This is a genomic window from Flagellimonas maritima, from assembly GCF_003269425.1.
In the GTDB taxonomy this organism is placed as follows: domain Bacteria; phylum Bacteroidota; class Bacteroidia; order Flavobacteriales; family Flavobacteriaceae; genus Flagellimonas; species Flagellimonas maritima.
In genome coordinates this window covers 972,443-985,000 of record NZ_CP030104.1, presented here as the reverse complement: position 1 = coordinate 985,000, position 12,558 = coordinate 972,443, and the positions used below count along the sequence as shown (strand labels likewise).

Sequence of the window (12,558 nt, the reverse complement as noted above, 5' to 3'; positions counted from 1 at the left end):
GACGTTCACCGGGCTTCTTTTCCCAATATACTTCTGAAGTAATAAGTCCTGTTAAGTTACCATCTTGATCACCTATAAATTTTTTGGTCAAAATACTGAAAACTCGTTCAGCTCCTTCTTTATGTGATGAACTTGTCCTTAATCGCATGGGCCAAAATGGCCATGGTTGTCCTTCGGGTCTATGTATAGTTGATTTGGGCATGATTTCAAAATTAATAACTGAAACTGCTCCTTGGCGAATAGAAGTTCCAATACAATCAGAACCTGTGTCTCCTCCACCAATGACAATTACCTTTTTTTCTTTGGCGGAAATCTCTTCACCTTTATATGGAATATCATCAACTTTTCTATTGTTTTGAGGAAGAAAATCCATGGCTTGTACTATGCCTTTTAACTCTGAACCGGGTATTGGAAGATTTCGTCTAATTGAGGCACCGCCACAAAGTACAATTGCATCGAACTTCTTTTGGAGTTCTTTAGCTTCAATATCAAAACCAATATGTACACCTGTTCTAAAGATAATTCCTTCTTTGGTCATAATATCAAGACGTCTATCAATTATGCTTTTTTCCAATTTAAAATCAGGAATACCATAACGTAATAAACCACCAATTTTTTCGTCACGTTCAAAAACAGTAACGGAATGCCCTGCTCTATTTAATTGCTGGGCCGTAGCAAGTCCAGCAGGACCTGACCCTACAACAGCAACTTTTTTGCTAGTTCGATTAATCGGGGGCTCTGGTTTGATCCAACCATTTTCAAAAGCTGTTTCAACGATGTTCTTTTCGATGTTTTCTATAGAAACAGGGTCTTCATTTATGCCCAGCACACAAGATTCTTCACATGGAGCGGGACATAATCTACCTGTAAATTCCGGAAAGTTATTGGTTGAATGTAGAATTTTAGTAGCTTTTTCCCATTTTCCCTGGTATACCGCATGGTTAAAGTCTGGGATTAGGTTTCCTAAAGGACAGCCGCTATGACAAAAAGGAATACCACAATCCATGCAACGGGCACCTTGATTTTTTAATTCTTTTTCCTTTAATGGAACAGTAAACTCATTATAATTCTTAATTCTTTTTTTGACAGGTACATAGGCTTCTACTTTTCTGTCAAATTCCATAAAGCCAGTAATCTTTCCCATATCTCAAATTATAAAGTTTGTAATTTTTCTTTTTCTAGTCTAATTAGAGCTTGTCGGTATTCTTCTGGAAAAACTTTTACAAATTTTGATAGGTGTTTTTCCCAATTTTCTAAAATATTCTGTGCCAAAGGGCTTAACGTGGCATTGTAATGATTCTCTATAAGTTCTTTTAACTGTCTAATATCAATATCCTCTTCAACGGGCAGAAAATTCAATGTTTCCGCATTGCATCTTTTTTCAAAAGATCTATCCGTATCAAAAACGTAGGCTATACCACCACTCATGCCAGCTCCAAAATTTCTTCCCACACTACCTAAAATCACAGTAATCCCTCCTGTCATGTATTCGCAACCATGATCACCTATACCTTCAACTACGGCCTTTGCTCCAGAATTTCTGACACAGAAACGTTCTCCTGCCTTACCGTTGATATATGCTTCTCCTGAAGTGGCGCCATAAAGTGTTACGTTGCCAGTAATAATATTATCTTCAGGTTTCAAAGTAGATTTATAAGGAACTTTAATAATCAGTTTTGCTCCAGAAAGTCCTTTTCCTAAATAATCATTTGTATTTCCATTGACCACCATAGTAAGTCCTTTTGTAGCAAAAGCACCAAAACTTTGCCCTGCCGACCCTGTAAAATTGAGTTTCAGCGTATTGTCCGGTAACCCATCTGCACCATAGATTTTAGAAATTTCGTTACTAATAATTGCTCCGACAGCACGATCTGTATTATATATGGGGAAATCTAAAGAAATCTTTTCTTTTCTGAACAACGCTGGGTGAGCCTGGGCTATAATATCAAACTCTATGGATTTTTCAATATTATGGGTTTGTTTATCAGTGTTATGGAATTTAGTTTCTTCAGGCACGTCTACTTGATAAAGTATCGGACTTAAATCAATACCCGCAGCTTTGTAATGTTCTATTGCCGATTTTCTGTCCAATTTTTGTACCTGGCCTACCATTTCGTCAATGGTTCTAAAACCAAGTTTGGCCATGATACCACGCAGTTCTTCCGCAACAAAATACATGTAATTAACTACATGTTCTGGTTTCCCTTTAAACTTTTTACGAAGTTCGGGTTTTTGGGTAGCTATACCTACGGGACAGGTGTTTAGATGGCAAACACGCATCATAATACAACCTGATGCCACTAGGGGCGCTGTGGCAAAACCAAATTCTTCTGCTCCTAAAAGACAGGCTACGGCAACATCCCTACCAGTTTTCAATTGTCCATCGCATTCCAAGACTATTCGATTTCTCAAATCATTCATGACCAAGGTTTGTTGTGCCTCGGCTATTCCTAATTCCCAAGGGAGACCAGCATGTTTTAATGATGTAAGTGGTGATGCACCAGTACCCCCATCGAACCCCGATATCAAAATAACGTCGGCTTTTGCTTTTGAAACCCCTGCTGCGACCGTTCCAACCCCAACTTCTGAAACTAATTTTACGTTGATCCTTGCATCTCTATTGGCTGATTTTAAATCATAGATCAGTTGTGATAAATCCTCTATGGAATAAATATCGTGATGTGGCGGTGGTGAAATTAATCCTACATATGGGGTTGAGTTCCTTGTTTTGGCAATGGCGGGGTTAACTTTTGGGCCTGGTAATTGACCGCCTTCTCCAGGCTTGGCACCCTGTGCCATTTTTATTTGTATTTCTTTGGCATTGGTCAGATAATCTGATGTTACACCAAACCTGCCTGAAGCTACTTGTTTAATGGCACTGTTCTTCCAGTCACCAGTTTGATTTTTATAGAAGCGTTCAGAATCTTCGCCACCTTCACCGGAATTACTTTTTCCTCCGATTCTATTCATGGCGATGGCCAGATTTTCATGTGCTTCTTTGCTAATGCTTCCATACGACATGGCACCGGTCTTAAATCGCTTTACAATTTCTGTCCATGGTTCCACTTCTTCAATTGGAATAGGGTCATAGTTGGAAAATTCGAACAGTCCCCGTATCGTCATTAAATTTTTGGATTGTTCATTTACCAATTTAGAATATTCTTTATAAGTATCCGGTTCGTTATTTCGTACCGACTTTTGAAGCTTTGCAATACTTAATGGATTGAACATGTGTTTTTCCCCGTCTCTTCTCCAGCGATATTCTCCACCAATCTCAATGTTAAGATTTGCTGCCAAATCTTGGCTCTTGAAAGCTTTTTTGTGGCGCTTTGCTATTTCTTTTTCAATTTCATAAAGACCTATACCCTGAATACGAGTTGGTGTATTTGGAAAATATTTATCTACCACTTTTGTATTGATGCCTATACACTCGAACAACTGAGAACCTCTATAGGAATTCAATGTGGAGATTCCGATTTTGTTCATCACTTTTAAAATTCCTTTTCCAACCGCCTTATTGTAATTTTTTATAGCTTCATCAAAAGTGTATTCCGTAATGTCGTTTTCTTGGATTTGTTCTCCAATAATCTCATTTACCAAATATGGATTGATGGCACTTGCACCAAATCCAAATAACAATGCAAAGTGATGTACTTCCCTAGGCTCCGCAGATTCAATTATGATACTGAGCTTGGAACGCTTTCTTAATTTCCTTAAACCGCTGTTCACAAATGAACATGCCAAAAGGGCGGGTATTGCAGCCATTTCGGAACTTACCATTCTGTCAGATAGAATAATGATATTGGCACCTCCGTCAATTGCAATTGAGGCTTGTTTTAGAACTGATTCCAAAGCCTCTTCCAATCCATTATGACCTTTTGCAATTTCATATAGAATGGAAATAGAGATAACCTTATAATCCGGACTTGCATCATAATTTTTTATTTTATCCAAATCTTCTTTAGAAATTACCGGATTTTGAATTTTTAGTTTTCTACAATGCAGTTCTGTGACATCAAAAATGTTTTGGTCACTGCCCAAAGTCAAACTTATATCCGTAATCAGTTCTTCCCTGATGCCATCCAACGGGGGGTTAGTGACTTGGGCAAATAATTGCTTGAAGTAGTTATAAAGCAATTGTGGTCGTTCGGATAAAACGGCTATTGGTGTATCTGAACCCATAGAGCCAATAGGTTCCTTACCATTTTTGGCCATGGGCAAGATAATAGTATTAATATCCTCAAGAGTATACCCAAATGCTGCACGTCTGGTATCCAAAGGAAACTCCCCAAAAAAAACGGGACACTCATTATATGGAATATCCTTTAAGTGTACCAAGTTGTTCTTGAGCCATTTTTTGTAAGGATGTTTTCCAGCAATCGATTCTTTTATTTCTTCATCATTGATTATTCGACCTTCCTCCATATTGACCAAGAACATCTTTCCTGGTTCCAGCCTTCCGTGGAATTCGATGTCCTCTGGCTCCAATTCAACCACACCGGTTTCTGATGACATGATTACATAACCCTTTTTTGTAACCGAATATCTTGAAGGCCTTAAACCATTTCTATCCAAAACGGCGCCTATATAGTTTCCATCTGTAAATGGAATGGAAGCAGGTCCGTCCCATGGTTCCATTAAGCAAGAATTATATTCATAAAATGCTCTTTTGGATGACGACATTTCTGCATTTTTTTCCCATGCTTCAGGAACTAACAGCATCATAACCTCTGGTAAAGAACGACCCGTCATAAGCAAAAGTTCGACAACCATATCCATACTTGCCGAGTCTGACTTTCTTGGCAGTACAACTGGTAATATTTTTTTAATATCATCGCCAAACCAATCGCTTTTTAGCAGTTCTTCCCTGGAACGCATTCTAGATACATTTCCTCTAAGAGTGTTTATTTCTCCATTGTGGCACATGTAGCGGAAAGGTTGGGCTAAATCCCATGTTGGGAAAGTATTGGTCGAAAATCGCTGATGTACTAGAGCTAATCGCGTTACTACCCTGGGATCCAAAAGGTCTTCGTAATATCTGCTAATGTCATTTGGTACCAATAATCCTTTAAAAATGATGATTTTGGTGGAGAGACTTGGTAGATAGAAAAACTGATGTTGTGAAAGTTTACTTTTTATGATTGTGTGTTCTGTAATTTTTCTGGCGATAAATAGTTTTAAGTTAAATTGAAAATCGTCAATAGCATTGCCTCTGCCAATAAAAACCTGTTTCACATAGGGCTCTGTTTCGCTAGCAATTCTTCCAGGTACAGAACGGTTCACGGGTACATCTCGCCACCCCAATAACACTAGGCCTTGTTTTTTTATATTTTTTTCTAAGCTTGAAACACAAAAATCCCGTTGATTCTCTTTTCGCGGAAGGAAAACGTTGCTTACAGCATATTCACCTGCTTTTGGGAGATTAAAATTACACACTTCCGTAAAGAAATCATGAGGGATATCAATTAGTATTCCTGCTCCGTCCCCAGTCTTGCCATCAGAACTTACAGCCCCTCTATGCTCTAGTTTGTCTAAAATTTCAAGAGCTTTATGTATAATATCATTGGATTTTCTGCCTTTTAAACTACAGATAAAACCTGCTCCACAATTATCATGCTCAAATTCAGGAAGGTATAAGCCTTGTTTTTCTAACCTCATTATTATGGTATTTATTCAAAAATATCATTATTAATGAATAAAAATCAATATTTTGAATCATACTCAAAAGAATAATCAAGGTTTTGATTAAATGGTTAAAAAATGTTCAAATACAAAATTTGAGATAGGTTAAATTGAGATTATCTCAAAATAGATGTAAAAAAGTACAGGGATATAGTAAATTACGGGGTGAATCATTATTATGACAATAAATTTGTCCTTGAGTGCTAGAAAAATAATGCCAAAACACTTTAAAAAAAGTTATTAATGGCATAAGCCCCTATTATATATAGGGGTATAAAAATACGTTCTTCAAATAAACTTCTTATTTTAAAATACTCCTAGAAATAACGATTTTTTGAATTTCGGATGTACCTTCATAAATCTGGGTGATTTTTGCATCTCGCATTAATCGCTCTACGTGATAATCCTTTACAAAACCATTTCCACCATGAATTTGAACAGCTTCTACTGTGGTTTCCATAGCTACTTCTGATGCATATAATTTGGCCATGGCACTAGAGAGCGTGTAATCAGCACCATTGTCTTTATCACATGCAGCCTGGTAGACCAAATGGCGTGCTGCTTGAATTTTGGTATGCATGTCCGCCAATTTAAAAGCTATTGCTTGGTGGTTTGCTATCTCCGTGCCAAAAGCTTTTCGTTCTTTTGCATATTTTTTTGAAAGTTCATAGGCTCCGGCAGCTATACCCAAAGCTTGGGCCGCAATTCCAATTCTCCCGCCAGCTAGGGTTTTCATTGCAAACTTAAACCCAAACCCATTTTCTCCGATTCGATTTTCTTTGGGAACCTTGACATCGTTAAAGATTAAGGAATGCGTATCGCTTCCACGGATTCCCAGTTTATTTTCTTTTGGTCCTATTTCAAAACCCTCCATACCTTTTTCAACAATTAGGGCATTAATGCCCTTATGGCCTTTTTCAACATCAGTTTGGGCTATTACCAAGTATATTTCTGCTGTACTACCATTTGTTATCCAGTTTTTGGTGCCATTTAAAATATAGTGGTCACCTTTGTCTAATGCCGTTGTTTTTTGCGAAGTGGCATCGCTGCCTGCCTCAGGCTCAGAAAGACAAAATGCTCCTATGATTTCCCCAGTGGAAAGTTTTGTAAGGTACTTTTGCTTTTGCTCTTCGGTACCAAAAGTTTCCAATCCCCAACAAACTAAAGAGTTGTTCACCGAAACGATTACTGAAGCCGACGCATCTATTTTAGAAAGTTCTTCCATGACAAGGACATATGAGAGTGTATCAAGCCCGCTTCCACCGTACTTTTCGTTAACCATCATTCCCATAAAACCGAGTTCCCCCATTTTTTTTACCTGTTCTGTAGGGAATTTTTGAGCATCATCTCGCTCTATCACTTCGGGAAAAAGTTCATTCTGGGCAAAATCTTTTGCAGCCTGTTGTACCATTAACTGCTCTTCGGAAAGTGTGAAATCCATAAAATTGTGAAATAATTAAAAATGGACTACAAATATAACTTTATGATAATAATTTCTCGATAAATAGTTGCAAAAAGCGAGAATGATTCAATCTTAATTCTATAATTAGGCTAACCAAGAGATAAACATGTTTTTTCATCATTTTTCTAAGATTTAGATTATGAGGGAAAACTCATTTTGAATATCTTTAGCAAAGTGGATTACATTTAATAAAAAGTTTTACATAAATAAACCAACTAAATATGGAGACCGTTCTAATTGCCGTATTCGTCATCGGATACCTCGCTATTACCATTGAACATACTATTAAGATAGATAAACTCATTCCCGCTTTGGCAATGATGGCTATCTTGTGGGCGCTTATAGCATTTGGAATTGACGGCTTTACAACTTGGTTTGATTCTGGCAAGCATGCACTTTTGGACAATTTTGGTCTTCTAGATCATGAAGAAAAGATGCATATCATGGAAGAATCCCTGTTGCACCACTTGGGAAAAACAGCTGAGATTTTGGTATTCCTTCTGGGAGCAATGACCATTGTAGAAATTATTGATTATTTCGATGGTTTCGCAACAATTAAATCCTTTATAAAGACAAGAAGCAAACGTAGAATACTATGGATTTTTGCTTTCTTGGCATTTATACTTTCTGCTATAATAGATAATCTTACGGCAACTATAGTCTTGATTTCTATTTTACAGAAAATCGTTAGGGAACGAAATGATAGGTTGTGGTATGCAGGATTAATTATTGTTGCGGCAAATGCGGGCGGAGCTTGGTCTCCAATAGGTGATGTTACCACTACCATGTTATGGATAGGTGATAAAGTTACCACAAGTAGGTTAATTGGCTACTTATTGATACCATCTTTAGTATGTATGTTGGTACCGACATTTATAGCATCATTTCTGCCTGCCTTTAAAGGAACTATAGATAGTGAGGAAACAGAGCCGCCAAAATCAAAATTCGGTTCGACCATGTTATATTTGGGATTGGGAGCGATTGTCTTTGTTCCAATTTTTAAAACAGTAACACATTTGCCACCTTATGTGGGAATGATGTTGTCCTTGGCGGTAGTTGCCACTTTCGCGGAAATTTACAGTAATTCCAAGATTACTATCTCATCTGTTGATATGGATAGTGATGCTGAGTCACATAGCGGTCCTGTGCATAGTGCATTGACCAAGATAGAATTGCCAAGCATATTATTTTTCTTGGGTATCTTAATGGCTGTTGCCGCATTGGAATCATTAGGGCTGCTGTTCAATTTTGCGGATAATCTCAAAGAAGGTATTGGTTTGATGGGCACTGAATTGCCGGGAACGGAAGTTTCTGACCTTGTCGTCATTATACTTGGCTTTGGTTCAGCAGTAATTGATAATGTGCCTTTAGTAGCAGCAAGTTTGGGAATGTTTTCTGAGCCTCAGGATAATCCTCTCTGGCATTTTATAGCATACTCTGCCGGTACAGGTGGTAGCATGCTCATTATTGGTTCTGCTGCAGGGGTGGTGGCTATGGGGATGGAGAAAATAGATTTCTTTTGGTATCTTAAAAAAATAGCATGGCTTGCGGCAATAGGTTTTATTGCGGGAGCAATTTGTTTTATAGTTATGCGATATTTTTTATAAAAAATACTTTAGGTCAAAAATCTCCGTTATTATTGCAACTTAAATTGGGGATTTTATATGATTTTTTTTCAAGATTTAGAAGAAGGGGCTGAGATCGGGACATCCATCTCAGAGGAGAAAACCCTATCCGTTATCGATTTGATCGTTAATGGGGGAGCGGGCAGTATTATTATTATAGCAGTGCTTTTTGTTCTTCTTTTTACAGCACTTTACATTTATTTTGAACGGATCTTTGCCATAAAGGCCGCCTCAAAAATTGATAAAAACTTCATGAACCAGATTCGCGATCACGTGATGAGCGGTAAATTGGAAGCTGCAAAACTTTTGTGCGCCCAAACAGATTCTCCTGTTGCACGACTGACAGAAAAAGGGGTGTCCCGAATAGGAAAACCTTTGGATGATATTAATACCGCAATTGAAAATGCAGGAACACTTGAAGTATACAAACTCGAAAAGAACGTGAGTGTCTTGGCAACTGTAGCAGGTGCGGCTCCAATGATAGGATTTTTGGGGACCGTAATCGGAATGATTTTGGCTTTTCATGAAATGGCGAGTAGTGGCGGCCAAGCAGAAATGGGTTCATTGGCTTCAGGAATCTATACTGCTATGACAACGACAGTAGCAGGATTGGTAGTTGGTATTATAGCTTACATTGGCTATAATCATTTAGTGAACAGGACAGACAAAGTGGTGCACAAAATGGAAGCCAATGCTGTAGAATTTTTGGATCTGTTGAATGAACCTATCTAAATTTCAGAATGAAATTAAAAGGAAGAAATAAAGTAAGCCCAGAGTTTAGTATGTCTTCAATGACGGATATTGTATTCCTGTTGTTGGTATTTTTCATGCTAACCTCCAACGCTCCCAACGCTTTGGATTTATTGTTGCCAAAAGCAAAGGGAAAATCTACCAATACACAAAATGTTTCGGTTACAATCAATAAAAACTTGGAGTATTTTGTAAACAATGAAAGGATTAACGAGGAATACATTGAAATTGAATTAAAAAAGGCACTCGAAGGTCAAGAAAAGCCTACAATCATTCTAAGGGCGGAAGAAAGCGTGGCAATTAAAGAAGCCGTAAACGTAATGGACATTGCCAATAGGAATAGTTATAAGGTTATCTTGGCTGTGCGGCCAAAATAATGTCATTTTTAGATACGAGACACAAGAAAAAATCATTCACGCTTACCACATTGTTGTTAAGTGTGCTATTGCTGTTGCTTTTCTATATAGGCTTAACCTACATGGACCCCCCTATTGAAAATGGTATTGCAGTGAACTTTGGCACAATGGATTTTGGCAGCGGTGAAGTACAGCCCAAAGAAAAAGTCCGTTCAGAACCAAAAACAGAACAGGCGACCCCTGCCGAAGAAATTCCAGAACAATTTCAAGAACAAGAAACTGCGGAAAACAAACCCGTAGAAGAGGTTCTGACCAATGAATCTGAAGAAACTATAAAAATCAATCAGCAGAAAGAAGCTAAGCGCAAGGCTGATGAAACTGCTAAAAAGGCAAAGGCCGAAGCAGAGCGTGTTGCACTGGAAAGAAAAAAAGCCGAAGAGCAGAAAAGAAAAGAACAAGAAGCAAAGAAAAAGAGTCTCGATGCCTTGATCGGTGGCATTGGTAAATCTGATGGTACAACTACAGGCAGTGAAGGAGATGATAATAAGGCTGGAGGCAAAGGTCAACCAGATGGTGATCCTTACGCCACAAGCTATTATGGCAGTCCAGGTAGCGGAAGCGGGACAGGCGGTTATGGGTTGAATGGACGCTCTTTGGTGAATAGTGGAAAAGTGCAACAAGAATGCAATGAGGAAGGCCGCGTAGTCGTTAGAATCGTTGTGGATAGAAACGGAAAAGTAATAGATGCCACTCCAGGAGTAAAAGGAACTACGAATAATGCTCCTTGTTTACTGAAGCCTGCAAGAGAAACAGCTCAGCAGCATAAATGGAACTTAGATTCCAATGCTCCTTCCCAACAGATTGGTTTTGTAGTGGTCAATTTTAAGTTAGGTCAATAATTCATGACTTACGCAGCAACTTTGGATTGGATGTTTCAGCAGCTTCCAATGTACCAACAAAAAGGTTCTTTAGCTTACAAGGACAAGTTGGACAATGTTATTTCTTTTTCAAAAGTGCTTGGAAATCCCGAAAAGAAATTTAAAAGTATCCACGTAGCGGGGACCAATGGAAAAGGTTCAAGTAGCCATATGCTTGCTTCAATTTTACAGCAAGCTGGGTATAAAGTAGGCCTGTATACATCTCCACATTTAAAGGATTTTAGGGAACGAATCAAAATCAACGGAGAAAAGGTCAGTGAAGATTATATCCAGAAATTTGTTGATGTCAACAAAAACTTTCTAGACCAAAATGAACTTTCTTTTTTTGAAATGACCGTTGGTATGGCGTTCAACTATTTTGCAAAAGAGAAAGTCGATATAGCAGTAATTGAAGTTGGATTGGGGGGAAGGTTGGATTCTACGAACATTATTACTCCAGAGATTTCACTTATCACCAATATAGGATTGGACCATGTGCAGATTTTAGGCAATACCTTACAAAAAATTGCTTTGGAAAAAGCTGGTATCATCAAAAAAAATATACCTGTAGTAATAAGCGAAAAACAACCTGAAACAGAAGTCATATTTAGGATGATTGCAGCCCAAAAAAATACTGAAATCATTTTTGCTGAAGATATTGATATAAAAAACTACGAAACGGATTTACTCGGCAGTTATCAGAAAAAAAACTGCAAAGGTGTAGTAGCTGTAATAAATGAGCTAAAAGGTTTCAAGATTCAAGATAAACACATAGAAGTAGGACTTAAAAATACTGTTACCAACACCGGACTTTTGGGAAGATGGCAAGTTTTGGGAGAAAACCCTAAAATAATATGTGATACTGCCCATAATAAGGAAGGTCTAACTTTGGTAATGCAGCAAATAGAAAAACTTGGATTTTCACAAGTTCATTTTGTTCTGGGTTTTGTTAACGATAAGAGTCTAGATGACGTGCTTCCCCTTTTTCCAAAAGAAGCTGAGTACTATTTTGTAAGACCAAATATACCAAGAGGACTATCTGCTGATGAGTTAAAAGCTATCGCCTCTAACTTTAATTTGAAGGGTAAAGTCTTTAAATCTGTTGGTAAGGGGCTTGAGGCAGCCGTAAAGAATGCGAAACCAAGAGATTTAGTATATGTTGGCGGCAGTACCTTTGTAGTGGCAGAGGTGGTTTAGATATTTTATCTTTTTCTTTTTGGTAAAGAAAAAATGGTGCTATATTTGCACTCCCATTTGGGAAAAATTAATAGGGCGCTTAGCTCAGTTGGTTCAGGGCATCCCGATTTTGCATCGGGAGGGTTCAGGTTCCCGAAAAATAAAGATTTCGGGCGCGTAGCTCAGTTGGTTCAGAGCACTTGGTTTACACCCAAGGGGTCAGGGGTTCGAATCCCTTCGCGCCCACAAAGGCTTCCCATGTATGGGAGGCCTTTTTCTTTACACGATGTTCTACACCTATATATTATATTCACGGGTCCTCGATAAGTTCTATATCGGGTATACCGAAAACCTGGAAGCCCGCCTTATAAAGCACAACTAGTTCCATAAAGGGTTTACGGGCAGGGCAAAGGACTGGGAGATCAAGTTCGTCGAAGGGTTCGTTTCTAAGACCGAGGCCATGTCAAGGGAAAAGCAGATCAAGCGATGGAAGAGCCGCAAGATGATCGAAAAATTAATAGGGAAGTAGTGTTTCAGGACATCCCGATTTTACATCGGGAGGGTCAGGGGTTCGAATCCCTTCGCGCCCA

General features: G+C 38.4%; 8 protein-coding genes, 2 tRNA genes and 1 pseudogene (1 of these 11 running past the window's edge). 8 read left to right on the top strand and 3 right to left on the bottom strand.

What is annotated here, in order from left to right; all coding sequences use genetic code 11:
• From HME9304_RS04335 to HME9304_RS04325, 3 genes are all read right to left on the bottom strand, one after another.
• On the bottom strand, nucleotides 1-1,144 hold the 5' portion of the coding sequence (locus tag HME9304_RS04335) for a glutamate synthase subunit beta (protein ID WP_112377416.1). 323 nt of this gene lie to the left of the window's left edge; 1,144 of the gene's 1,467 nt are visible here — the first part of the coding sequence; the start codon lies at nucleotides 1,142-1,144; its stop codon lies beyond the left edge, outside the window.
• An 8-nt stretch (nucleotides 1,145-1,152) separates the two neighbouring features.
• Nucleotides 1,153-5,658 carry a glutamate synthase large subunit gene (gltB, locus tag HME9304_RS04330; RefSeq protein ID WP_112377415.1) on the bottom strand — a complete coding sequence of 1,502 codons (4,506 nt, stop codon included), beginning with the start codon at nucleotides 5,656-5,658 and terminating at the stop codon, nucleotides 1,153-1,155.
• 325 nt (nucleotides 5,659-5,983) lie between these two features.
• The gene (locus HME9304_RS04325; protein ID WP_112377414.1) at nucleotides 5,984-7,123 is read right to left on the bottom strand and encodes an acyl-CoA dehydrogenase; all 1,140 of its coding nucleotides are present in this window, start codon (nucleotides 7,121-7,123) and stop codon (nucleotides 5,984-5,986) included.
• 242 nt (nucleotides 7,124-7,365) lie between these two features.
• Here HME9304_RS04325 and nhaD point away from each other — a divergent pair, with 242 nt between their 5' ends.
• The 8 genes and pseudogenes from nhaD to HME9304_RS16890 all read left to right on the top strand — a co-directional run bounded on the left by nhaD (nucleotide 7,366) and on the right by HME9304_RS16890 (nucleotide 12,558).
• Nucleotides 7,366-8,751 (top strand): sodium:proton antiporter NhaD, encoded by a 1,386-nt coding sequence (gene nhaD / locus HME9304_RS04320; protein ID WP_112377413.1) that lies wholly within the window; start codon nucleotides 7,366-7,368, stop codon nucleotides 8,749-8,751.
• Between the two features lie 57 nt (nucleotides 8,752-8,808).
• Nucleotides 8,809-9,501: a MotA/TolQ/ExbB proton channel family protein gene (locus tag HME9304_RS04315; protein ID WP_112377412.1), complete on the top strand. Its 693-nt coding sequence runs from the start codon at nucleotides 8,809-8,811 to the stop codon at nucleotides 9,499-9,501.
• An 8-nt stretch (nucleotides 9,502-9,509) separates the two neighbouring features.
• On the top strand, nucleotides 9,510-9,896 hold the full coding sequence (locus tag HME9304_RS04310; protein ID WP_112377411.1) for an ExbD/TolR family protein: 387 nt from the start codon (nucleotides 9,510-9,512) through the stop codon (nucleotides 9,894-9,896).
• Nucleotides 9,896-10,774 (top strand): energy transducer TonB, encoded by an 879-nt coding sequence (locus HME9304_RS04305; RefSeq protein ID WP_112377410.1) that lies wholly within the window; start codon nucleotides 9,896-9,898, stop codon nucleotides 10,772-10,774. The genes HME9304_RS04310 and HME9304_RS04305 overlap by 1 nt, the downstream gene beginning before the upstream one ends.
• 3 nt (nucleotides 10,775-10,777) lie before the next feature.
• Nucleotides 10,778-11,989 carry a bifunctional folylpolyglutamate synthase/dihydrofolate synthase gene (locus tag HME9304_RS04300; protein WP_112377409.1) on the top strand — a complete coding sequence of 404 codons (1,212 nt, stop codon included), beginning with the start codon at nucleotides 10,778-10,780 and terminating at the stop codon, nucleotides 11,987-11,989.
• Nucleotides 11,990-12,139: 150 nt separating this feature from the next.
• Nucleotides 12,140-12,214, top strand: a tRNA-Val gene (locus tag HME9304_RS04295).
• 16 nt (nucleotides 12,215-12,230) lie between these two features.
• A pseudogene (locus HME9304_RS04290) lies at nucleotides 12,231-12,497 on the top strand (GIY-YIG nuclease family protein).
• Nucleotides 12,489-12,558: transfer RNA gene (locus HME9304_RS16890), tRNA-Ser, on the top strand. Before HME9304_RS04290 ends, HME9304_RS16890 begins: the two are co-directional and overlap by 9 nt.

Bases quoted from the DNA above. Each gene is read 5' to 3' on its own strand.
- gltB (WP_112377415.1), bottom strand. From the start codon at position 5,658: ATGAGGTTAGAAAAACAAGGCTTATACCTTCCTGAATTTGAGCATGAT.
- nhaD (WP_112377413.1), top strand. From the start codon at position 7,366: ATGGAGACCGTTCTAATTGCCGTATTCGTCATCGGATACCTCGCTATT.
- HME9304_RS04325 (WP_112377414.1), bottom strand. From the start codon at position 7,123: ATGGATTTCACACTTTCCGAAGAGCAGTTAATGGTACAACAGGCTGCA.
- HME9304_RS04300 (WP_112377409.1), top strand. From the start codon at position 10,778: ATGACTTACGCAGCAACTTTGGATTGGATGTTTCAGCAGCTTCCAATG.
- HME9304_RS04305 (WP_112377410.1), top strand. From the start codon at position 9,896: ATGTCATTTTTAGATACGAGACACAAGAAAAAATCATTCACGCTTACC.
- HME9304_RS04310 (WP_112377411.1), top strand. From the start codon at position 9,510: ATGAAATTAAAAGGAAGAAATAAAGTAAGCCCAGAGTTTAGTATGTCT.
- HME9304_RS04315 (WP_112377412.1), top strand. From the start codon at position 8,809: ATGATTTTTTTTCAAGATTTAGAAGAAGGGGCTGAGATCGGGACATCC.